Annotated in this window: 20 protein-coding genes; 14 read left to right on the top strand and 6 right to left on the bottom strand. The window is 57.3% G+C overall.

Annotated features, from left to right (window positions below; all coding sequences use genetic code 11):
* Window positions 1-4 precede the first annotated feature (4 nt).
* From ORG26_RS15590 to ORG26_RS15620, 7 genes are all read left to right on the top strand, one after another.
* Window positions 5-1537, top strand: a complete 1533-nt coding sequence (locus tag ORG26_RS15590) for a SusD/RagB family nutrient-binding outer membrane lipoprotein (RefSeq protein WP_266363339.1) — start codon at window positions 5-7, stop codon at window positions 1535-1537.
* A 210-nt stretch (window positions 1538-1747) separates the two neighbouring features.
* A complete protein-coding gene (locus ORG26_RS15595) occupies window positions 1748-2377 on the top strand; it encodes a gluconate 2-dehydrogenase subunit 3 family protein (protein ID WP_266363341.1) in 630 nt (209 codons plus the stop codon).
* 123 nt (window positions 2378-2500) lie between these two features.
* Window positions 2501-4219, top strand: coding sequence for a GMC oxidoreductase (locus ORG26_RS15600; RefSeq protein ID WP_266363343.1), 1719 nt, complete (start codon window positions 2501-2503; stop codon window positions 4217-4219).
* 628 nt (window positions 4220-4847) lie between these two features.
* On the top strand, window positions 4848-5345 hold the full coding sequence (locus ORG26_RS15605; RefSeq protein ID WP_266363345.1) for a hypothetical protein: 498 nt from the start codon (window positions 4848-4850) through the stop codon (window positions 5343-5345).
* A gap of 111 nt (window positions 5346-5456) precedes the next feature.
* Complete coding sequence (locus ORG26_RS15610) at window positions 5457-5717, top strand: hypothetical protein (protein WP_266363347.1); 261 nt, start codon at window positions 5457-5459, stop codon at window positions 5715-5717.
* 63 nt (window positions 5718-5780) lie between these two features.
* A complete protein-coding gene (locus tag ORG26_RS15615) occupies window positions 5781-7067 on the top strand; it encodes a glucuronyl esterase domain-containing protein (RefSeq protein ID WP_266363349.1) in 1287 nt (428 codons plus the stop codon).
* Window positions 7068-7174: 107 nt separating this feature from the next.
* Window positions 7175-8335 (top strand): hypothetical protein, encoded by a 1161-nt coding sequence (locus ORG26_RS15620; RefSeq protein ID WP_266363351.1) that lies wholly within the window; start codon window positions 7175-7177, stop codon window positions 8333-8335.
* Window positions 8336-8380: 45 nt separating this feature from the next.
* Here ORG26_RS15620 and ORG26_RS15625 read toward each other — a convergent pair whose 3' ends face one another.
* A complete protein-coding gene (locus ORG26_RS15625; protein ID WP_266363353.1) occupies window positions 8381-9064 on the bottom strand; it encodes an MCP four helix bundle domain-containing protein in 684 nt (227 codons plus the stop codon).
* A 273-nt stretch (window positions 9065-9337) separates the two neighbouring features.
* Here ORG26_RS15625 and ORG26_RS15630 point away from each other — a divergent pair, with 273 nt between their 5' ends.
* Window positions 9338-10975 carry a CotH kinase family protein gene (locus ORG26_RS15630; protein WP_266363356.1) on the top strand — a complete coding sequence of 546 codons (1638 nt, stop codon included), beginning with the start codon at window positions 9338-9340 and terminating at the stop codon, window positions 10973-10975.
* Between the two features lie 5 nt (window positions 10976-10980).
* Here the strand turns inward: ORG26_RS15630 and ORG26_RS15635 are convergent, their stop codons facing one another.
* From ORG26_RS15635 to ORG26_RS15655, 5 genes are all read right to left on the bottom strand, one after another.
* Window positions 10981-11319, bottom strand: a complete 339-nt coding sequence (locus tag ORG26_RS15635) for a hypothetical protein (protein WP_266363358.1) — start codon at window positions 11317-11319, stop codon at window positions 10981-10983.
* A 107-nt stretch (window positions 11320-11426) separates the two neighbouring features.
* Window positions 11427-12605 (bottom strand): DUF748 domain-containing protein, encoded by a 1179-nt coding sequence (locus ORG26_RS15640; protein WP_266363360.1) that lies wholly within the window; start codon window positions 12603-12605, stop codon window positions 11427-11429.
* Window positions 12606-12731: 126 nt separating this feature from the next.
* Window positions 12732-13070, bottom strand: a complete 339-nt coding sequence (locus ORG26_RS15645) for a hypothetical protein (RefSeq protein WP_266363362.1) — start codon at window positions 13068-13070, stop codon at window positions 12732-12734.
* 102 nt (window positions 13071-13172) lie between these two features.
* Window positions 13173-13943, bottom strand: a complete 771-nt coding sequence (locus tag ORG26_RS15650) for a PD-(D/E)XK nuclease-like domain-containing protein (protein WP_266363363.1) — start codon at window positions 13941-13943, stop codon at window positions 13173-13175.
* A gap of 105 nt (window positions 13944-14048) precedes the next feature.
* Entirely contained in the window at window positions 14049-14672 is a 624-nt protein-coding gene (locus tag ORG26_RS15655; protein ID WP_266363365.1) for a hypothetical protein, read from the bottom strand.
* A 309-nt stretch (window positions 14673-14981) separates the two neighbouring features.
* On the opposite strand from ORG26_RS15655, the gene ORG26_RS15660 reads away from it, so the two are divergent.
* The 6 genes from ORG26_RS15660 (at window position 14982) to ORG26_RS15685 (ending at window position 23489) form a co-directional block, all read left to right on the top strand.
* Complete coding sequence (locus tag ORG26_RS15660; protein WP_266363367.1) at window positions 14982-15356, top strand: helix-turn-helix domain-containing protein; 375 nt, start codon at window positions 14982-14984, stop codon at window positions 15354-15356.
* An 82-nt stretch (window positions 15357-15438) separates the two neighbouring features.
* Complete coding sequence (locus ORG26_RS15665) at window positions 15439-16179, top strand: tyrosine-protein phosphatase (RefSeq protein ID WP_266363369.1); 741 nt, start codon at window positions 15439-15441, stop codon at window positions 16177-16179.
* 72 nt (window positions 16180-16251) lie between these two features.
* On the top strand, window positions 16252-17364 hold the full coding sequence (locus tag ORG26_RS15670; RefSeq protein WP_266363371.1) for a glycoside hydrolase family 99-like domain-containing protein: 1113 nt from the start codon (window positions 16252-16254) through the stop codon (window positions 17362-17364).
* A gap of 17 nt (window positions 17365-17381) precedes the next feature.
* Window positions 17382-18872 (top strand): capsule assembly Wzi family protein, encoded by a 1491-nt coding sequence (locus ORG26_RS15675; RefSeq protein ID WP_266363373.1) that lies wholly within the window; start codon window positions 17382-17384, stop codon window positions 18870-18872.
* Between the two features lie 153 nt (window positions 18873-19025).
* On the top strand, window positions 19026-20627 hold the full coding sequence (locus ORG26_RS15680; protein WP_266363375.1) for a T9SS type A sorting domain-containing protein: 1602 nt from the start codon (window positions 19026-19028) through the stop codon (window positions 20625-20627).
* Between the two features lie 54 nt (window positions 20628-20681).
* The gene (locus ORG26_RS15685; protein WP_266363376.1) at window positions 20682-23489 is read left to right on the top strand and encodes a glycoside hydrolase family protein; all 2808 of its coding nucleotides are present in this window, start codon (window positions 20682-20684) and stop codon (window positions 23487-23489) included.
* Window positions 23490-23561: the final 72 nt, after the last annotated feature.

Genomic DNA, 23561 nt, shown 5'->3' on the forward strand with positions numbered 1-23561 from the left:
TTTTATGAAAAAGTCGCTTTTCTATATTCCCTTGATCGCCTGTCTGGTAGGAGTCAGCAGCTGCGAAAAAGGCTTTGACGAACTGAACGTCAACCCTACGGCCGCTACGGCGCTCAACCCGTCGTTTACCTTCAACAACGCCATGATCAACACCACCTTTCCGGGGTCGACGCTGGTGTTTGAGCATCCGATCGTCCAGTTCATGTTCTCGCCGAACTCGGGCGTACTGGCGGGCGGAAATTTCAACGTGGACAACCGCGGGCCAACCGGTCCGAACGCCGGAATCTGGCAGCGTTACTACCGCGACGTGACCCGCTACGTGGTGGATGTCATGGCAAAAACCAAGGATGATCCTGCCCGCAGTAACCTTTATAATATGGCCCGCATCTGGAAAGCCTACTCGTTCATGGTGCTCACGGACAGTTACGGCGATATTCCCTACAAGGATGCCGGTCTGGGATTCCTGGGCGGCAACGTGGCTCCCAAGTACGATACCCAGCAGAGCATTTACGAGGACATCATCAAGGAACTGACCGAAGCCTCGGCGGCTCTGGACGCCGCAAAGCCCATCGAAGCGGGCGATATTCTGTACGGCGGTAACATTTCCCGCTGGAAGCGTTTCGGCTATTCGACCCTGCTGCGGGCGGGCATGCGCCTGACGAAGGTGAATCCCGCGCTGGCCCAGTCGACGGTTCAGAAGGCCGTACAGGGCGGGGTGATGCAGGCCAATGCGGACAATGCCGTGATCCGCAACAACGCCAATTACCAGAATCCGGTCGGCGGCACGCTTAACTCCACCGAGGCGGCCAACTACTACCTGACATCGCATTTCGTGAATTACCTCCGGACCAATGCCGACCCCCGGCTGGCGTCGATTGCGGCCCGGTACGTGGGAGCCAAGAGCGGCGCGGAACAGACCGCCGCCCGCCTCAACCGCGATCCGGCGGTTCAGATCGGTATGCCGCTGGGCTTCGACAACGGAACCATTCCGGCGCAGGCTACCCGCGACGGGCTGGCGAGCTTCTACGATTATTCGCAGCTCGACCGCACCCGTCTGGGCAAGATCGACGCGCCCTGTTACCTGGTCACCTACGCCCAGACGCAGCTGCTGCTGGCAGAGGCCGCCGTGCGGGGCTGGGTCACGGGCAGCGTGGCCGAGTACTATGCGGCCGGTGTAACCGCTCATATGCAGCAACTGGGCGATGCAGATGCCGCCTCAGCTGTTCCGGCAGCCGCCATTACGACTTATTTGCAGCGCAACCCCTTCGTTCCGGCCAACGGTCTGGAGCAGATTAATACGCAGTATTGGGTCGCCTCGTTCCTGAATGGCCCGGAAGCGTTTGCCAATTTCCGCCGCAGCGGTTTCCCGCGGCTGACACCGAATCCATATCCGGGTAAGGAAATCAAAGGCAGTTTCATCAATCGTCTTTCCTATCCAGACAACGAAAAGGCCGTCAACCTGGCGAACCTGACCGAGGCCACTACCCGGCAGGGAGCCGATAACCTCGACACGCGGGTTTGGTGGGATAAGCAGTAAGCGGAAGCGCTGCGGAGAATGATTGATGGGTGGAATGACTGATGGATTGACGGGCTTTGCCCAATCAACGCATCGGCCATTCTACTCATCAATCATTCTTTTTTTATTGCTGTCCGGGCTTTTCGCCATGCAATTCTCCCGTGGAAAGTGTATATTTGTTGTGGACAATTCCGTTAGATAATTGAACCGCTTTTTTATTTACTAACTCAGATGAACAGAAGAGATGCCTTGATGCGGGTGGCTACCCTGATGGGAGCAACGCTCACGCTACCCGCGCTGTCGGACACCCTCGCTGCGTCAGCAGCGGCCCGGGAAGCCAGCGGGAAACCGCTGCTGTTTACGGCCGAGCAGGACGCACAGGTTGCCGAGATGGCCGAAGTTATCATCCCGACAACCAGCACGCCCGGCGCCAAAGCCGCTAAAGTGAACGAAATCATCGACGTTCTGCTGAAAGACTGCTACAAACAGGCTGACCAGAAACGGTTCCTTGACGGATTGGCGCATACGAATGAACTTAGTCAGGCGGCCTACAGCAAATCCTTCGTTCAGCTTCAGCCGGAACAGCGCATCGAAATCATGAAAAAGCTGGAAGCCGAGGCCAAAGCGCAGCGCGAAGCCGCCCGCAAGACGGTCGCAGGCGGCAACAACCAGGTGGATGTACAGCTTCCGAAAGAAAAGATCAACGCCACGCCTTTCTTCGTCATGCTGAAAGATATGACGCTGCTCGGCTATTTCACCTCTGAAGTTGGGGCCACCCAGGCCCTCGAATACGTTCCCGTTCCGGGCCGATACGACGGTTGTGTTACCATGAAACCGGGTCAGAAAGCCTGGGCTATCTAACTTTTTAATGAATAATGAAGAATGAATGATGAGCAATGAGCTTCGGCGGCGCAGATGCCGGACGGACTGCCTCCTTTCGTTATTCACTTCATTATTAATTATTCATTATTCATTCGATCGACAATGAACCTCAACATAGACGCAGTAAAAGACATGACCTACGACGCCATCGTCGTGGGTTCTGGTATATCGGGCGGATGGGCCGCCAAAGAACTGACGGAAAAGGGCCTGAAGGTGTTGATGCTGGAACGCGGCCGCGACATCAAGCACGTTGAAGGCTACAAAACAGCGACCAGCAACCCGTGGGAATTTCCGCACCGGGGCCGGGTTACGGTGCAGGCCGCTGAAGAATACTGGGCCAACCTCCGTACCGGCTACACAGCCAACGAAGAATGGCGGCACCATTTCGAAAACGATAAGGAACACCCCTACATCGAGAAGCGGCCGTTCGACTGGATTCGCGGTTACCACGTGGGAGGCCGTTCGCTGATGTGGGGTCGCCAGAGCTACCGGCTCAACGAGGAAGACTTTATGGCCAACCTCAAGGACGGTATCTCGGTCGACTGGCCGATCCGCTACAAGGACATTGCGCCCTGGTACGATAAGGTAGAACGTTTTGCGGGTATCTCGGGTGCAAAAGACGGGCTGTCGGTACTTCCCGACGGGCAGTATCTGGCACCGATGCAGATGAACTGCGTGGAGAAAGAAGTGAAAGCCCGCATGGAGAAGAAGTTTGCGGGCCGGAAAATGATCATCGGCCGCGCGGCTCACCTGACCACGCCGCAGGATTTTCACTATGCCCTCGGCCGGGCGGCCTGCCAGTACCGCAACCAGTGTATGCGCGGCTGTCCGTACGGCGCTTATTTCAGCACCCAGTCGGCTACCCTGCCGGCCGCGATGAAAACGGGCCGCCTGACGTTGCGTCCGGATTCCATCGTCGCCGAAGTGCTGTACGACGAGAAAACCCAGCGCGCCAAAGGCGTCCGGGTGATCGATCAGAACACGAAGGAGGTGCGCGAGTATTTCGCCAAAATCATCTTCATGAACGCCTCGGCCATCGCCACGGCGTCTATCCTGCTGAACTCGAAGTCAAGCCGCTTCCCGAACGGGCTCGGTAACGACAGCGACCAGCTGGGCCGCAACATCATGGACCACCACCTGGGAGTCGGCGCGTCCGGCACCTGGGAAGGCATGGAAGATAAATATTACTACGGTCGCCGCGCCAACGGAATCTACGTGCCGCGCTACCGCAACTGGGGAGGCGACAAGCGGGATTACCTGCGCGGTTTCGGCTACCAGGGCGGTGCCGGTCGCGGCGGCTGGGGCCGGGGCAATTCCATGGAAGGCTTCGGAGCCGAATTCAAGGAGGCGCTGACCAAACCGGGTCCGTGGACCATGGGCATCGGTGGTTTTGGGGAAGTGCTGCCCAACGAAAACAACCGCATGTACCTGCACCCGACCGAAAAGGACAAGTGGGGTCTGCCGGTGGTCGTTTTTGATGCCGCCTACGGCGAAAACGAACGCAAGATGCGGGTTGACATGATGAACGACGCGGCCGAAATGCTCGAAGCCGCCGGCGTCAAGAATGTCACGCCTTACAACGATACGTCGAAGAACCTCGGAATCGGTATCCACGAAATGGGCACTGCCCGGATGGGTCGCGACCCGAAAACGTCGGTGCTGAACGGCAATAACCAGATGCACGCCGTGAAGAACGTGTTCGTGACGGATGGAGCCTTCATGACGTCCGCTTCCTGCGTGAACCCGTCGCTGACCTACATGGCGCTGACGGCCCGGGCTGCGAGCTTCGCCGTTGATGCGCTGAAGAAGAAAGTTCTGTAAAAGAGCAAAATAAAGAAGGGCCGGCTGCCGGAAGAGGACGTTATGCGTCGCTTTTCGGTAGCCGGCCCTTCTTTATTTTGCTCTTACTTTCACATCAAAGCGTGGTCAATCTTCTGGCACAGATTGGTCAGTAGGCGATTCTGCCGGTATAAGAGAAGAATTAGATAGCAGAAGTTGGCAATTGTCCATAATTACAATATTATATATTGATAAAGTAGACTATTGTAAAATTTAAGCAAAGTTTCATATAAACTACGTATGATGCCGGGCTGGTCCCGTTGCCTCGATACTGGGAACCTCGTTTCGGCCCGTCGGTTAGGTTTCTGACAATCAAGTCACAATCTATAAACGAAACTCAACGATGAAAAAGGTAGTTTTGCTCGGAGCGATGTTAGTGGGAATAGCTACCATCGGAGCACAGGCACAGACAACAGGTTCTGGAACCAGCTCGGGTTCAACGTCAGGCACCAACAGCGGGTCATCCACATATCAGCAGCCGAATACACAGTCAACCACTGATCCTCGTACAACCACCGATCCGCGTTCGCAAACCACAACGGGTAGCGGCACGACCGGAACGGGGACAACCGGTACGACTGGCACAACCGGCAGCGGCCAGTACGGCTCTATGGGCCAGCCAGGCACCCAAACCCAGCCCAACACAGGCACCAGCGGTCGTGAAAACCGGGGCGGTACAACCACCGGCACCTCAGGTACGACCGGCTCAGGCACCACGGGCAGCGGTACGTACGGAACGGGTACAACCGGTTCAGGTACAACTGGCTCAGGCACGACCGGCAGCGGTACTTATGGCTCTGGTTCATCGACCGGCACCAGTTCAACGGGCAGCGGTACTACGGGTGGTTCAACCTACGGTAGCGGCTCAACGACGGGTACCACCGGTACGACGACCGATACCGGTTCGACCTCTGGCAGCACCTCAACCAGTGCTGGTACCACGGAGAACTCAGGCCAGATCGATGCCAACTCAGGCAGCAACTCTCAGGGAACGACTCGTAGCAGCGACAACTCGCGGCAGAATCGGAACATGAAGAAAACGAAAACGACCAAGACGAAGCGTTCAGGCAGCGGTAGCACCAGCGATCCGAACAGCCCGAACAACTAAGTCCGGTAATAACGCTTATTGCTAAAAGAAAACACGGGAGAAGGCACGTACATGTGTCGCCCCCCGTGTTTTTTTCGTTATCAGACAGACAATCTCAACGGTGAAACAGGTATGAAGCGACTGACAGGTTTAATTCTTCTCTGTGGACTGGCCGGAATGGCCCAGGCCCAGCAACAGCCCACCCGGCCCAAATCGGCCCCGACTACGCAAACCACGCTGGATTCTTCCGGAATACGCCAGACGGGCTTAAAGGAGCGGCAGCGGCGCGAACAGATCAATGATCGCCGCCCGACCCAGGAACAGCCCCGTCGGCTGCGCCCGGATTCGCTGCGGCGGGGCGGTGCCACGGACGTTGACACGCTGCGGCGTTAATATCCGGCGCGGGAACGGTAAGAAGGAATGGCCCCGGCCTTTTCTGGAAAAATAAACGTTCCTATGCGTTTCTACCTTGCCTCCTGTCTGCTGCTGGGATTTCCCCTTTCGGTGCTGGCCCAATCCGGCTTCGTTCCCAATTACGATGAAGCCAAAATGCCTGCCTACACTCTGCCGGATGTTTTGAAAACCCAGAAGGGAAAATCCGTGGCAACAGCCGGAGAGTGGGAGCGGACCCAGCGGCCTTTTCTGCTGAATCAGTTCGCCGAGCACGTCTACGGACGAACCCCGGCGCAGAAAGTGGCCGTCCGTTACGAAGTGAAAGGCGTTGACAACAACGCCCTGAACGGACAGGCCATCCGGAAACAGATTGCCGTTCACTGGCCGGAATACCCGGATTTGAAGCCGCTGGATATTCTGCTGTACATTCCCAAAGGCGCCAGCGGACCGGTGCCGGTTTTTGTGGGCATGAATTTCTGCGGAAACCACTGCGTGACGACCGAAGCAGACATTCCGCTTACGGAACGCTGGCTGAGCAACGTAAAAGACAAGGTTGTCAACAACCGCGCAACCGAAGCCGCCCGCGGCTTCCAGGTTCGCCGCTGGCCCCTCACCGCCATTCTGAAAGAGGGCTATGCGGTAGCGACGGCCTATTACGGTGATATTGAACCCGACCATCCCGAAGGCTGGCGGGAAGGCATCCGCGCTAAACTGAACCCGCCGACCACCAACCGCCCCGACAATTGGGGAGCCGTGGGAGCCTGGGCATGGGGTTACAGCCGGATGCTGGATTACCTGGAAACGGACGCCGCCGTGGATGCCCGCCGGGCGATTGCCATTGGCCATTCCCGCATCGGCAAGGCGGCCATCTGGGCCGGGGCGCAGGACCCGCGTTTTGCGGCCGTTATTTCCAATGAGTCGGGCGAAGGCGGTGCGGCCCTCGCCCGGCGAATCTACGGCGAAACGATTGGCCGCATCAATACCGCTTTTCCGCACTGGTTTGCCCCTCAGTACAAAACCTACAACGACGACCCCGCCCGCCTGCCCGTAGACCAGCATCAACTGCTGGCGCTCATTGCGCCCCGTCCGCTTTATGTGGCCAGCGCCGAACAGGACCAGTGGGCTGACCCGAAAGGTGAATTTCTGAGTGCCCGTCAGACAGACGCCGTTTACGCGCTTTACGGAAAGCCCGGTGTGGGCACCGACCAGATGCCGGGCGTCAACCAGCCGGTCGGGCAGTACGTTCGCTATCATGTCCGGACGGGCGTGCACGACGTGACCGATTTCGACTGGCAGCAGTACGTAAAGTTCGGCAAACTGCTCAAGCGGCCGGAGGTGGTCAAAAAATGAGAAACGAACCCTTGTTTCCCTAATCTTTTCGCGGTTTTTTCGGGAACAAAATCCATTTGGTTTGTTGACTATATACGTGTTCAAGTAAGCATGTACGAGTCAACGATATGAAAAACGCATGGATAGGAGTCGTAATACTGGCAGCCGGTATTACGCTGGAGGGAATGGCGCAGGAGGCCGGTTCGCGCACCGGATCGACCTCGGGAACGGCCACTAAGGATAAATCCGCTAATCAGAAATCTTCCGTAAAAAAAACACCCGGTACCAATAACGGCGGCGAACCCGCTAACGTAGGAGCCAACGGACGGCGTTTCGGGACTTCAGACAACCCGAATCCCGGTTACAGTTCCGGCTCCGGTCAGCAGGGAAAAGGCAAGATGAAGTCCGGACAGAGCCGCTCGGGAAACAGCAACCTGCAAACCGGTTCGACCAAAAGCGGTGACGTTTCGAACGATCCGAATGTGACCAGTGGACAAAAGCGGCCTGTGGCTCCGGGGGGCTCCGGCGATGCGGGTTCCGACACGCGCAATTCGGGCGGCCGGGCTTACCGCTCCGGCTCCGAACCGGCCTCCGGCGGTCGGCAGGGACGCGTTACGCACACTTACACGCAGGGGTCAACGTCCAACACCACCCAGGGCGCTATGTCGTCCGGCGCGGTGACCAACGTCGACGACATCAAAGTAAACCACAGCAACCGCAGCGAAGAAGGCATGACGGGGAAAGTCGGTTCGGGAGATGAAGACGTAAACGGCTCGACGTACCGGCGTCGGCTGTCGGGCAAGGGGCAGCCGGCCACGTCGGCTTCCACGACCGACGGAAAGTCCGGCGGCTCGGGCAAAGCGTCGAGCAAGGATTCCAAACATGACCGGGGCATCGGTCCGAACGCCATTCCGCCGGGACAGGGCGGCACGGGACCTTCCGGCAGCGGCGGGACCGGCGGCTCAGCACCGGGCGGTGGTTCGGCAGGCGGCAATGCCGGCGATGCTGCTTCGACCGGGCAGGCCGGCCAGGCCAGCGGCGCAGCTTCGGCGGGTCGCCAGTCAGCCAGCGGTGGCAGTCAGGCCAGCGGCGGAACGGGGAATGGCAATACGCAGAAGACATCTTCCCGTTCGACCACGTCAACTTCCGGACGGAGCGATCTGTACAACGCGCAGAAAGGCTCCACAACCGGACCGTCGGGCAACAGCAACAGCAGTTCGGGCGGCAACGCCAGCCAGCGGGCTAACCAGTCGATCCGGAACGAGAAGAACAAGAACGGAAATCAGTAATAAAGAAATTCCCAGAACCGGAAAGCTTTCCGGTTCTGGGAATTTTTAATTGAGGTGAAACGGCTGTTTGTCCCGGTTCATCACGCGGGAGTTGGAAATCAACCCCATCACAATCAGTCCCAGCGCTACGGCAAGGCTAATCTGAACGGCCGTCAGGACGTACACGTGCGTCACTTCTCCCCGCGACTCTTTCAGGAGTTCGCTTCCCACTTTGGTTTGCAGGTTGACGAGGTCGTTCAGCCCTTTGATGGTCTGCTGGAAGGCTATGCCCGCTTCTCCGACAAACAGGTTATTGCCCGCCTGCCGGTTTTGCTGCCGGTCAAGCTCCAGAATCCGCTGTTCAAACTGGCTGTAGAGGGCCGCGCTTTTCCGAAAAGATTGCAGTTGGGAGGCTTCCAGCGTGGTCAGGTACGATTTTTCGAATTCAGTAACCAGCGAGTCGATCCGCCGGTCGTAGGCGCGTAGAACACTTTTTACCGCCTCCGGGCTGCCGGAATTTTCCGTCAGCAGATGGCGTTCCAGGGCGATGCGTTTACTATAGAAGTTTTCGTTGAGGTAAAGCAGTTCCGTCGCCGGAATAAGCCGGTCCGCATAAATGGACGCAAACGACGCACCGATCTGCTGCACGCTCCGGCGAACCAGAAACGTGCTGCCAATAATCAGAATCATGACACCGCTCAGAATCAGGGCGGTTTTTATTTTTTGCTGAATAAAAAAAGTCCACTTCATGACACAAAGGGGTATGGTTGAGGAAATGTAAGCAAGCTTTTATATAAAACGAAAAGCACATTTCCGATAATATATCCTTATGACATCCCTTTCTTATCTGGTTAGTAGGCTTTTAGCGGCCGGCTCGTTTTCAGCGATTCAGCTTCACCTTCCGGCAGCCGTTGTCCGGGTCTTCGACCGCGGGCAGGGTTGCAGTAACCGCTTGCTAAACCATAGATTTTCCCTTCAACAAGACGGAATGTTTCAGTAACTTGCCTGAACACATCCGTAGGCATGAAAAAACCGCTACTCTCCCTGCTTGCCTTCCTCACGGCTGTCGGAACCGCCTGTTGTCAGACGTTCAGTTCCTCTTCTATTCCGATTGTGGTAATCGACACGAAAGGCGCAACCATTCCCGACGAGCCGAAAATCACGGCGGACCTGCACATCATCAATAACGGCCCCGGCCAGCGCAACCGCCTCACCGACCGTCCGGCGCTGACGACCAAAATCGGCATCGAACGGCGCGGCGCGACTTCCCAGCAGTTTTTCCCGAAAAAACCGTACGGCCTCGAAACCCGCGACGCGGCCGGAGTGGAGGGCGTCAGCATGTCGGTGCTGGGCCTGCCCGAAGAAGAAGACTGGGTGCTGAATGCGACCTACAACGACAAAACGCTGCTCCGCGAGGTGCTGACCTACGACATTTACCGCCGCATGAGCCGTTACTGGGCGACAAACACGCGCTTCTGCGAGGTGGTCCTGAACGGGCAGTACGAGGGTATTTACATCCTGATGGAACGGCTGAAGCGCGACCGCAACCGGGTCAACATCGCCAACCTGCGGACGACGGACAATAGCGGAGATGCCCTGACGGGTGGCTACATCCTCAAAATCGATAAAACCGAAGGGGCTCCCGCCCGCAGCTGGACCTCTCCCCACCGGTCGGAAATCTCGGGCCGCTCGATGATGATTCAGGTGGAACATCCCAAGATCGAGGACCTGACCGACACGCAGTTCCAGTACATTCGGAAATACATCACGGATGTCGAAAACGCTTTTGCCGCCCCCAACTACCAGGATGCCCAGACCGGCGTGCGGCAGTTCATCGACGAGGAGTCGTTTGTCGATTATGTGCTCATTAACGAAATCGCCCGCAACGTGGATGCCTACCGGCTCAGCACGTTTTTTTACAAAGACCGCGACAGCCGGGGCGGCAAGCTGACGATGGGGCCGATCTGGGATTTCAACCTGTCGTACGGCAATGCCGATTACTGCGACGGATTCAAACATGTCGGCTGGGCGTTTGATTTCAACCGCGTTTGTCCGGGCGATGGCTACCAGGTTCCGTTCTGGTGGAGCCAGCTGATGAAAGACCGCCAGTTCAGTCGCAAACTCAGTGACAAATACACGACGCTGCGTAAAACCGTGCTGGCGACCGACCGGCTGGAGGCCTACATCGATTCGGCGGCTACGGCCCTGCGCGAGCCGCGGGAGCGGAATTTTCAGCGCTGGCCGGTCATCGGTCAGAAGGTCTGGCCCAATTATTTTGTCGGTCGAACGTACGAGGAGGAAGTATCGTTTCTGAAAACCTGGCTCCGGAACCGGCTCGCCTGGATGGACGAGAACCTGCCCCGGTTTTCTCAGGATGTGCTGGCAGCGGAACCCGCAGAGCCAACGGCTATTCTGACGGCCGGGACCGACCCGCAGACCCGCGGGCTGACCGTCGCCTACCATCTTGCCAAACCAGGGAAAGTCCGGTTGACACTGATGGACATTCTGGGCCGGTCGCTGGGACAAAATAGCCCGCTGGACCAGTCTTCGGGCCGACACCAGGTGCAGTTCGGCACGTCCGACTCCGCGGGCGGCTTGCAGCTTCTGGTGCTGGAAGTGGACGGCGTGGCGGTAGACCGGCTGAAGGTGCTGAGGCCGTAGACGGGTTATTTCTGGCTGTTCATGATTCGCCGGATGAGCCAGCCCGTTCCCACGCCGAAAAAGGAGGGAAACGCGCAGATGGCCGTACAGAAGGACACCAGTTCGGGCAGTTTTCCGGTCTGGCCGTTAAGGTAAAAATAGCCCGCCGCCATTGTCAGGCAGAAGATGATCGGAAACAGCCAGGTACGCCGGTACGCGTAGTAGCCGATAGCCACGTTGAACAGCACCATGAACAGCAGCGGCTGGTGCACCACATCCGAGTAAAAAGCGATCACCAGCGCCCCGATGGCACCGCTGACCGTCAGCAGCGCAATCCCTGTATTTTTGACGAGAATCGAATTCATGAGCCCCCAGAAAGGATTAAGCTCCGGTGCGACATGCTACCGAGCGATCGGCCTTTTCACAAAGACCAAAAGTAGACGACTGAAACGGCAAATCCGCGCCGCAGCCGTCAGTCTTTTTTCTTTTCCTCGCGCCGCTGCTGGCGGGCCTCCCTGCGCTCTTCCCGCTTTTCTCGTCGCTCGGTCTTGCGCTCATCCCGTTTCTCCTTGCGGGCGGCCCGGTACTGCTGAATCGTTTCCTTGACCGACAGCGTATTGTCAAATTCGCCTTTAAACGCTTCAACGTAAGCGTTCTGCAAAACGCCGATGACGATGGGCCAGACATCTGTGCCGACATCTTCGACGGTTCCTTCCAGCGGAATGCGGGTGGCGATCTGGTCTTTTTTCTGATTTTCAAGGATTTCGGAAGCGCCTTCTCCCAGTAGCTCCGTGAAGAAACGGCTGACTGTGCGGCCTTCGCCTTCTTCTTTCAGCTTGAAAATCTTCATGTCTTTGGTCAGCGGCTTGAAATAGCCCTGCATCCTGCCATCCAGCATCTCCATCTCGCTGTACACGCTCACCGTGCCGCGTTCAAAATCGACGTTGCCGTATTCTCTAGCCAGCGGATTGAGCTTGACCAGCTGCAGATTGCTCAGGTTCAGGTTGTAGTTGAAGTCCGGCACCTGCTTGAAAAGATTCATGTTGGCGTCGAACTTCAGCGTGCCGCCCCAGCCGGGCACATCCGCCGAGGCCGTCACCGGCGAGGGCAGTTTCACTTCCTTGTCCTCCACGTTGCGGATATTCCGAATTTCGGCGTCAAAGTTTTTCATGGCGAAACCCGTATTGGTCGCGCTGAACAGATTCACCAGTTCAACGTCGCCGTTATACGCCGCAAATCGGTTGATTTTGATGGGCATCAGGTCGGCTACCAGCCGCGTCCAGTCCACTTCGGCCCCGGTCTGGCTGGCGGCTTCGTCCTCACTGAAGGCAAAGTTCAGCTCCGGATCATAGGCTTCCACCTCACCCACCAGCGACCCTTTGAAAAGCGACGCCCATTCAACGGATAAGTCGGTAGTCGGAATGTGCAGGAACGGCTCTTTGACCTTGCCGTTTATTTTGCGGATGTTGAGGTCCTTGATCTGGTAAGCGCCCCGCAGCAGTTGAATTTCCACGTCATCAATACGCCCCGTATAACTGCCCATGTCGGCGAGCACCTTGTTGACGTAGCGCACCACAAAGTACGGCAACAGCAGACGGGCGATCACAAGGACGACAACCAGCGCTATGATGATTTTAACGGATCGTTTCAAAGCCTAACATGTTGGTGTTAGGTTATAGAACGAGAAAGCGGGCGCTTGGGTTGTGTGACTTACGATTAAGTGCGTAAGTGGGCACCCGGTTCATAAAAAAGCCGGAACTAGCGTCCCGGCCCAATCTCAATCGACCCACATCACCTTGTTGTAGGCCGTTTCGTATTCCATTTCTTCCAGGGGCACAAAGCCGTCGAAACGGCCGTCGTCGCCCATCCGGACGGCGTACCAGAGGCCCGACGCATCGCGCAGCAACACGCGGTAGCCCGCCAGCGGGTGATACGTATGACCATCGGTGCGGTGGTCCCAGCCGGTTTGCAGTTCAATCGCAAAAGCCACCTGTTCCAGCGCTTCGTTGATATTTGCCATCAGGCTGCCAAACGAGTCAAGTTCCTCCAGCCAGAGCACCACACCATCGGTGCCCCATTCGAAGCTGGGTTGGGTTGATATGTGGGGAATGTTCATAGGGAATGACTGAGTGATTGAATGACTGAATGACTGATGTGGTTTGCGGGGTTGAAAATTGGCGAAGCACATCAGTCATTCAATCATTCAGTCATTCAAAATTTAAGAGGCTTGCCGCAGCAGCGGTTGGGCCTCGGTTGTCTGCTGTTCTTTCCATTTGCGCAGCCAGAAGCGGTATTTCTTCCGGCCGTAGTCGACAAAATCCGGGATGGAGGTGGCATCGACCGCAAAAAGGCGGTTGGGTTTCTGCTTCTGCACGCCGATGAGCACGAATCGGAACGTACGGGTGTCCTGCCATTCGCGGCTGTCGGCATGGCGCAGGGCATCCAGGTAAAAAGCCACCTGACGGTCGTAATCGTAGTCGTAGCAGCTTTGCAGAAACTGGCTCTGGCTCCGCGCCGACGTGGTTTTAAAATCCAGAATCAGCGCATTCCGGCGTTTCGGACTCGTGTAGACCAGGTCGAGGCGGGCTTTGCAGTCTACGTCGGTGGTCGGGTCGGTAAAAAGCACGATATGCTCCCGGCGGGCGTCTTCCTGCCGGTCGGACGGGTAGCCGGGCCGGGCGCAGCGTTCGGCCTTACCGAGGTACCGGCGGCAGAAAGCGTCCTGGCGGATGCGCTCGGTCAGTTGTTCCACCCGGGTCGTGTCGGGCCGGGCCATATCCGGCAGCAACTGCTGGATAACGCCCCCAATCGTTTCGGGTTCCAGCAGATGCTGGTGAAACGCTTTCCCGAACGTACGCGCCGTTTCCGGAAAAAAACGGGCCGACGGAATGGTTCCGTAGCCCAGGTACTCCTCCTTCAGCCGCGTCAGATCCGAATTGGAAACGCGGGGCAGGAGGCGGTAATCTATCAGAGGCAAGAGAGATTCCATAGGGTTGATTGGTTGAATGACTGAATGATTGATTGACGGAATGACTGAGTTTCTTCGCAAGACCAGAAGTAGCGGAGCAGTTCAGTCATTCCGTCAATCAATCATTCAGTCATTTATCACCTCCGCATGCGCGAAGGGGTTGTAATAGTTGTAAGCAGTTTTTATATTAGCGATGTCGGTCAGGGTTTCCTGACGAAATATTTTGTGATCGGCGGCGTAGGCCTTGAATTCTTTCGTCCGTCCGGGGTCGGCGAGCTGGTAGCTGAACGTGGCGATATAGTAGACGCCGCGGGGCTGAATACGGGCGTTCTCCTTGCGTTCGGCCGTTGCGGTGATGACCACATCGGCGAGCGTCAGGTCGTCGTAGAACAGCGGTTCGATGAGCCGGAAGATGTTGTCAACGCTGTAGCCGTGAAACAAAATCGCTGAAACACAGTTCTTTTCATCAATGAAGAAAATCTCAGCCCAGTTTTTGGTGCCCATGTTCAGGATATTATCCGTGAAGATGCGCCAGGCGATGGGCTGAAACGTCAGGGTGCGGTCGAGCTTGTCCGTACCGTTGATGTTGAAGATGCCTTCTTTGGCATCAAAGCGGTACTGGCGGGGATGTCCTTCAAGGTATTTGTAGCGGCTGACGATCTCCCCGGTGGCTTCGTGAACTTTCTGATATACTTTAAGTTCCAAACCGTTTTGATTTTCGCTCATTGTATTGTTTTTTTGTGTGTTCATTAGTATTTGTTGTTTACTGTTCGGACAGGGGGCGGCTTTGCAGCCCCTTTTGCCTTTTATAGGGGGCAGAATTACCTTTAAATATACACACTTTTGTGTAAACGGCCAAGGGGTTTCGGGCACCAAAGTGACAAAGTTTCTCAGCGGCTACGGCCAGGCAGTTGAGCGACCAAATTAGGAATGAGCAAGGCTAAAAATGTTCATTTGACGCCCATTTGGTCCGCAGAAATCTTTTCTCCCCCTGATTGCCCGGCTGCTTTGGCACTCCGTTCTTCTTTACTTACTTTTGTGTAAAATTGCCCCGGATCGATGGAGATAGGAAACCGACTGCAGCAATTAATCGACGCACTCGACGTTAGTGTATTGGAGTTTGCCCGGCAGCTTGGCGAAAAACGGGGAGAAAAAGTTTACCATATTCTCCACGGGCGGCTCAAACCTCGTTACGAAACCCTGCAGAAAATTTTACAGGCGTACCCTCAGGTCAATGCCGACTGGCTGCTGCGCGGCGAGGGGCTGATGTTCCGCACACTCCCGCAAACGCCCCTGGCGGCAATCACCCTTGACGAACGCCTGCGAAATATGGAATTTTTGCTGTTTCAGCTGAACGAACGGGTCGGCCTGCTGCAGCAGACCAACGACCTGCTTCGGCAGGAACTGGAAGAGATGAAGGATAAGATGTGCTAACGGACCGGTCGCTGCGTCCTGAACGGATCAGAACCGCAGCGCCGACCGGATGAGGCCGTCTCCGCATTTAACAAATTTAGGTATGTTTTCATTTTTTACCCGTCGGAAAGAGCGCTTTACGCATTCGGATTACGGGTTTCTGGGTATCGACATTCACTCGCATCTGATTCCGGGTATCGATGACGGCGTGCCCGATGTGGAGACGGCGCTGGCCTGCCTCCGGAAGTTGAAAGAAATCGGTTACCGCAAGGTCGTCACCACACCTCACATCATTCAGGACCTACATCCCAACACGTCGGAGGGTATTCGCCGGGGGCTGGACAAACTCCGCCAGGCGGTCCGCGAAGAAAATCTGGGCATGGAAGTGGATGCCGCCGCCGAGTATCTTCTTGACGATCACTTTATTAACCTGCTCCAGAAAGACGACGTTCTGACGTTTGGTCCCCGCTATCTGCTGTTCGAACTGCCTTTTGCGATTCCGCCCCTGAATCTCGAATCGCTGGTTTTTCAGATGATGACCCGCGGCTACCAGCCGATTCTGGCCCATCCGGAGCGGTACACCTACCTGCATTCGCACCCCGAGCGCCTGAATGCCCTCAAAGAGCAGGGCTGTCTGTTTCAGCTGAATATCCTGTCGCTGGCCGGGCAATACGGGTCCCGCATCCAGCAGCAGGCCCGCAAGCTGGTCGAGCACGGCATGATTGATTTGCTGGGCAGCGATATGCACCGTTTGCGTGATGCCGAAAAAATGGAACAGTTATTGAAGTCGAAAGAACTGGCCGTACTGGGCGGACGGGAGTTTCTCAACGCCACGTTGCTGTAAGCATCGCCATTGATCGGGTGGTAAAGTGCGGCCCTTCCCGGCAAAGAGGCAGGGAACATACGGCAAACGAGCATGGTCTACCGCTTACTCAGCGTTTTAATCGTCATTACCGGCCTATACGGAAGCGGGCTTCTGGCTATCCGCTCCGGGCAAACGGACCTTTCCGGTCGCGGTTTGCAGACGACCCAATCATCCATCAAACTGGGCGTTTATTATTTTGACGGCTGGACGGGGCAGACCAGAGAACACCTGACCCCGGCGCTGCGCGACAGCTTTCCCGAACGGGAGCCGGTCTGGGGCTGGATGACCAGCACGCCCCGCGCCATGCAGGCGCAGATCGACAGCGCCGCTGGGGCCGGTATAGCCTTCTTCAATTTCTGCTGGTACTATCCCGAAAAGCGCCCTTCCGGTTTTCGGACAAGTCCGCTCAACCAGGCACTTGGCCTGTATCTGGCCGCTCCCAACCGCAAACGACTCGACTTTTCGCTCATGGTGGCCAATCACGGCGGTTTCCGGATTGGCCCGGACGAGTGGGAGACGGCCAGTCAGGAATGGATCAGGCTGTTCAAAAATTCATCCTACGTTACCGTTGACCGCAAGCCGCTGCTGAGCTTTTTCTCGGTGCAATCGCTGGTCGACCAGTTCGGCAGTCCGGAAGCCGTGCAGCAGGCGTTTGCCCGCTTGCGGAAAACGGCCCGGCGGCAGGGATTGAAGGGCGTAACGCTGGCGGCCTGCCTGGACCCCGACCCGAAGGCCATTTCGCTGGCCCGCCGCTGCGGATTCGACGTGCTGACGGGCTACAACTACCACTACGTAGGCTTTCAGCCGGGAAAAACAAAAACGACCATTGACAGTCTGGCCAGTAAAAGCCGCCGCTACTGGAACCGTTTTCAGAATGCGGGCCTGCCTTACATCCCGGTCGTGACGCTGAACTGGGATCATCGGCCCTGGGACAAACCGGGTGTGATTTCGCAGCGATACGAAGGTTTTTCGGCCCAATCGGTTTTCCGGTCGGTGCGGGATGTGCAGGAATGGCTCTGGCAGTACCCGCAGGAAACGACCGCCGAACGAATTGCGATGGTGTACGCCTGGAATGAATACGGCGAAGGAGCCTGGCTGACTCCTTCCCGCCACGATAAACTGCACCTGCTCAACGGCGTTCGTCGGGCACTGCAAAAGCCGTAACTGTACGAAACTCAACGATGAAACGCTTTCCCGGCAAAAACACGCCCCGGCTGCTGGCCGCGGGCATGCTGCTGATCCATTCCCTGACGGCAACGGCCCAGTCCGGCACCGCTCAGCTCACCGCTGAGGCGGGCGGGCTGGTTTCCAGTTCCTCCCGAACACCTTTCTGGTTCCGGGCGACCCAGTTTGGCACGGTTCCGCTCACGGCTCCCCGCGGCTTTGCCCGGCTGGGCGTCGCCGGTACGTTGCAGACCGACAGCACCCGCCGCACGCACTGGCAGCTTCACTACGGGCTGGACGGCGTGGCCAACGCGGGCGGAGCGCCGAAAGCCGTTCTGGCGCAATCGTACCTGTCCCTGGGTACGCGGGCCGTTTCGGTCCGGGTCGGACGCCGGCAGGAGGTTATGGGTCTGGTCGATTCAACGCTTTCGTCCGGTTCTTACGCCTGGTCGGCCAATGCGCTGCCGCCGCAGAAAATTCAGGTACAGACCAATGGTTTCGTGACCGTGCCGTTTACGAAGGGCATTCTGGCAGTGAACGTATTGTACGCGCACGGCTGGCTGTCGCCTACAGACTCTAACCAGCACGTCCGGCTGCATCAGAAGGCGGCTTACGGCCGGATTGGGAAGCCGGGCTGGGCTGTCCGGCTGTACGCGGGCGTCAACCACCAGGCGCAGTGGGGTGGCCGGGCTCCCTATCTGGGCAAGCTGTTTGCCAACAACGGGCAACTGCTGTCGTCGTGGCAGGATTACCTTTCGGTCATCAAAGCCAGTGAATCCACGCGCCGGGAAAACCTGGCGGCCCACGACCTGCTGAACCGCGTGGGCAATCACCTCGGCTCCATCGACGTGGGCCTTGATGCCAATGTCGGCCGCTGGAACATCATGGCCTACAGGCAACATCCTTACGAAGACAAGTCCGGGGCGGCTTTCTACAACCTGCCCGACGGCCTGTACGGTCTACGGCTGCAGTCCCGGCGTTTCTCCGCCCGGAAATTCACTCTTCGGCATGTGATGCTGGAGTATCTGCACACGCTCGATCAAACCGGCCCGGAACTGAACATCGGCAGCCGCCTGTACGAAGGCCGGGATGATTATTTCAACAACGACCAGTACATGAGCGGCTGGACCAATCAGCGTCGCACGCTCGGAACGCCGTTTCTGACTCCCCGCGACGAAGTCCGCCCGGAACTGCTGACGGTCCGGGGCGTGCCCCGTTTTGTCGTGAATAACCGGGTTCGGGCGCTGTACGCCGGGCTGGCCGGTACAGTTTTCGGTCTGCCGTTCGAGAGTCGGCTGGCCTACAGCCAGAACTTCGGGCAGTACAAAGGTCCGTTCCGGCAGTCGGTCGGACAATTCTCGGGCGCTTTGTGGCTGACCTGGCCCGTCCGGCAATTGCAAGGGCTGGAAGTGCGGTCGGCCTTGGCGGTAGACCGGGGCGGGTTGCTTCCTGCGGCTGTCTCCGGCTGGCTCAGTCTGCGCATAGATGGAAAATTTTTCCGGCCGTGATGCGGCAACGGTTGTTTCGAAGGCTTTCAGAAAGACCGGAAAATATATTTATTTATTGTCTGATAAATAGTCTCGTAATTGTTATTTATTTTCGCATTACCTAAGTAATTACTGTCTGGTAATATTCATCAAAAGTTCTGAGCAAAAGTAAACGTGTCTCTCTCTCCCAGGATTCGCTCCGGCAGTCTCTATTCGTTCTGGTTTTTTCTCAAAGTAGCGTCTGCGCTTGTCGGCTTGTTCGTTTCCGGCCTGCTGACCGAAGCCAGGGCCCAAAGTTTTCGCGAAGTACGCTGGCAGGCTACCCTGGGAGGCAGCCAGAATGATATTGCTTCCAGCGTGGCCGCGATGCCCGACGGTGGCGTTGCCGTGGCGGGAGTCTCGCAATCGGCCGATGGCGATGTGCGGCAGAATCTGGGCAGCAACGACCTGTGGGTGGTCCGGCTGGACACGACCGGACGGACACGCTGGTCCAGAACGCTGGGTGGAAGTTACAACGAAAGCATAGGCGGCCTGGCCGCTACCCCGGATGGGGGGCTGGTGGTTGTCGGGTCAACGGCTTCGGAGGATGGCGACATCCGCAACAACCTCGGCAACGACGATTACTGGGTGGTCAAACTGGATGGGGAAGGGCAGATCAGCTGGACGCGCACCTTCGGCGGAAAGGAAAGTGAAGGTGCCTCCGCCGTAGCGGTTTCTGCCCGGGGCGAAATTTTTGTGGCGGGCTCGTCGGCCTCCCCGGACCGTCCGGGTGGCGAAAGCAAAGGCGATTTCGATTTCTGGATTCTGAAACTGAGTCCGTCCGGGCAGCTGCTCTGGAGCAAGGGCCTCGGCGGCAGCAGCAACGACGGGGCCAAAGCCCTTGCCCTGACGCCCGACGGCGGCGTGGTGGCGGCCGGATTTTCGTTCTCCACCGATCTTCAGGTCGAAAATAACCACGGCGGAATGGATTTCTGGGTGGCTAAGCTAACGGGCGACGGTGCCCTGACCTGGACCCGTACCCTCGGCGGCAGCGGTCCCGACATGGCTACGGGCGTCGCGGCGCTGACCGACGGCAGCGTGGTCGTGACCGGCGTAACCGCTTCGGGCGACGGGGACGTTTCGGGTAATCATGGTTCCGACGATTATTGGGTAGTCCGGCTGAGTCCGGCAGGGAAGATGATCTGGCAGCGGCCCCTGGGCAGCATGCGGGATGATATTGCCAACAGCATCACCGCTCTGCCCGGCGACCGGATTTTGATTTCCGGTTACACCGCAACGGGCAGCAACAGCCCCGGCAAGGACGCAGCGGCCTCCTACTGGGTGAACGAAATTAGTCCGGATGGCTACCTGATGGGCGCTCAGACCTGGATTCAGCGGTCGCTTTATTCCGAAAATGCCCTTGTGGCGCTGGCAAACGGCACGATTTGTCTGGCCGGTTCGGTCCGGACATCTACTGCTACCGAAAGCGGCGATCTGAACTACTGGGTCGGCGTGCTGCCCTGGTCGTCATTCGAGCGGCCACTCTGGCAGGTGCAGGTTTACCCGAGCCCGGTTGTCAACCAGAACGTGAGTGTGCTGGTGCAGATGGGCAAAACGGATGCCTGTCAGGTGCAGCTGCTGGATGTTCAGGGTCGTCGGCTGCTTGCCCAAGCCCTGACCGGCGCCGCGGGCAATTTTACGGGCAGCATTCCGATGCAGGACAAGCCCCCAGGCACGTATTTTTTACAGATCAGCTCCGACGGGCAGTCGGTGGTCAAAAAGATTGTCAAACAGTGAAAAGCCGTTTTGGCTTTGTATCCAACCGTACTCACTTGCTACTCAAGGTACTGTATGAAACACATTTGCCTGCTTTGCTTGCTGTTCCTGTGCCACGGAACCCTTTTTGCGCAGCGCGAAATCAGCCTTCAGAATAAATCCTACCGCGTGCTGGTGCGCCAGGCGGTGGGTGCCGATCCGGTATGTACGGTGGAACGAGTTGACCAGACTTCGGGGCAGCGGACGCTGATTCCGGAGCTTTGCCTGGTTTACAGCGACAAGGACCCGCAGTATACGACCGGCACGTATACGAAAGAAGTCAATACGCCGGTAGTGGGCTGGAAAACGACCGGAGGCATCAATACCGATTTATGGAAAAGTGGAACCATCACGTTTCTCCGGGCCAAACGCATGATGCAGCAGAGCAGCCAGACCGTCACCTTCGGATTTGAGGCCCATCGGTTCGGCGACCTGATCCTGACCATCAACCTGCCGCCGGGCAACGAGCCGCCGCTGATCCGCTGGTCGGTAGTGCCCCGGGTGGCGGGCTGGTTCTCAATCGGCCTGACGGGCATTCAGGCGGTAGCGCCCGACAACCTCGACTTTCTCTACCAGCCCATGGTCTGGTCGTGGAAGCGCTTCCCGGCCGCCCCGGTGCTGACATCGGAGTCGTTTTCGGTAACGGCCGCCTCGTTTACCAACTACAAAGGGGCCACGGAAGGCCTCAGCCCTGATCCTTCCGAAATCCCGTACCGGTTTGCCACGTTTGCCAACTCCCGTTTCGGACTGGCCCTGCGGGATGCGGGCGGTCTGGCCAGACCCATGCTGTTTGCGCCCATTCTCGGCGGAGCGGAGTCGTCTATGAAAACTGGAAAGACGTACTCGTTTGGATGTCGGTATTTTCTGGAGGGTGGCGACTGGAACAGCGGCGTAAAATACTTGCTGAACACGATCTTCCGCTACCGAAACGAACGCCAGAACGCCAGCGTCACCCTCAACCAGACGCTGGAAAACATGATCGAGTTTGCGCTCAACGACCGGCTTTCCGGCTGGATTCAGGACCTGAAAGGGTTCGATTATACGGGCGAAGTGCCGGGAACGGTCAAGGGCGTCTCCCCGCTGCACTCCCTGAGTCTGGCCCTGACGACGGGCAACATGGACATTTATCGTCGCCGGGCGCTGCCGATGATGGAATACGCCATGTCGCGGGAGAAGTTTCTGTTTTCGGTGGAGGAAAAAACAAAAACGTCGAGTCCGTCGCACTTTCTGTACGGTCCCGGGGTGGAAATCGCGGAGCTGACGTCGCTGAACGAACTGCTGGGCGGAAAGAGCCTGGCCTTCCAGGAGGAGACCAACCGGATTTTTGGAAAGCCGCGCAAACTGAATCTGGAAACCGAGACCGGCGGAACGTCCTGGCAGGATTATCTGGCAAAATACCGCCAGTCGAAGGAGGCCGCCCACCTGAACACGGCCAAGACCCTGGCGGATGCGTACATTCAGAAGGAACTGGGCAGTTTTCCGAAAGATTTTCAGAACTCACCGGGCCTGCGGGATAAGGAGTCGGCCTTTGTCACCGACTTTGGCCCCCGCTGGTTTGACCTGCTGGAATTATACGAGGAAACCAAAGACAAAAAGTACCTGAACGCCGCCACCACGGCTGCCCGGCAGATGCTGCTCTGGCTGCGCTCGAACCCGATGGCTCCGGATTCGCTCCTTACCGTCAACCGGGGCGGACGGGTAGCGGCCATCAATTCGGACGCTACGCGGGAGGTGGCCGAACAGCAGGTGCAGGCCTGGCGGACTTCGTTGATCGGGCTGCCGCCGGAACAGCCGTTCACTTACCACACGGGCGGCCCCATCATGCTGACCCAGTTTGCCGCCTGGATGCTGCGACTGGGTTATCTCACCAATGAGCCGCTTTTCCGCGATGCGGCCTACAATGCCATGCTGGGCCGATATGCCAATTTTCCCGGCTATTACTTTACGTCTCTGAATACAACCGTGTATCAGCAGCCGGATTACCCGCTGGTGGATATCGAAGAATTTATTTACAACGTCCTGTTTTACAACCACGTGTGGCCGCACATTGCGTTGATTCAGGACTTTCTGGTAAGTGATGTGCTGGTCAAATCGAAGGGCCAGGTGACCTTTCCTTCGGCGTATTCACCCGCCTACGCCTACATGAACACCCGGGTCTACGGGCACAAACCGGGCACCGTTTTTGGAAATCAGAACGTCCGGCTCTGGTTGCCGCAGCGCGCCATCAGCTCTGCCGAAGTCGCGCTGAACCATGTGTTCGGGTATAGCGATAAGGATACGTACCTGATTCTGACCAATACGCACAACCGGGAAGTGAACACAGAACTGTACCTGAACCCGGACGCGGTTCGCTGGAATATGAACCAGACCTATCCGGTGACGGTCTACGCGGTAGATGGCACCACCACGACCGGCACATTCAGAAACGGAAAGATTACCGTGAAAGTCCCGCCGGCCGGCCTGATCGCCATCCGGTTCGAAGGAATGAAGAACCGGGCGCTGACGCAGCAGGCAGTTCCGGACCTTTCGACCGACGCCAGAACGTACTTCCGGCGCGATACCAAACAACCGGCAATCGGGAATGCAACCGGCATGCTGTTCAATCTGGTCCCTCAGTTTACGGACGCTTATGTCTACGTCGACGCGACCGAGAAAACAACCCGGAAAGTGAAGTTTACCTACAAACTGGGCGATAAGGACTGGGTCAGTGTGGAAGATAGCAAATACCCCTTTGAGTTTGAACTCAAGTTCGTAATCCCGAAACGACCCCTGCAAATAAAGATTACGGCCGAAGATCTGTCCGGAAAACAGGTCGAAAGCGAGGTGTTTAACCTCAAAAACTAACGTTCGGGACAGGTACCAAACAAAAAGGAGACCGATAGCTGTCTCCTTTTTGTTTTCCCGTAAAAAAATAAG

This window comes from Tellurirhabdus rosea (assembly GCF_026278345.1).
Taxonomy (GTDB): Bacteria; Bacteroidota; Bacteroidia; order Cytophagales; family Spirosomataceae; genus Tellurirhabdus; species Tellurirhabdus rosea.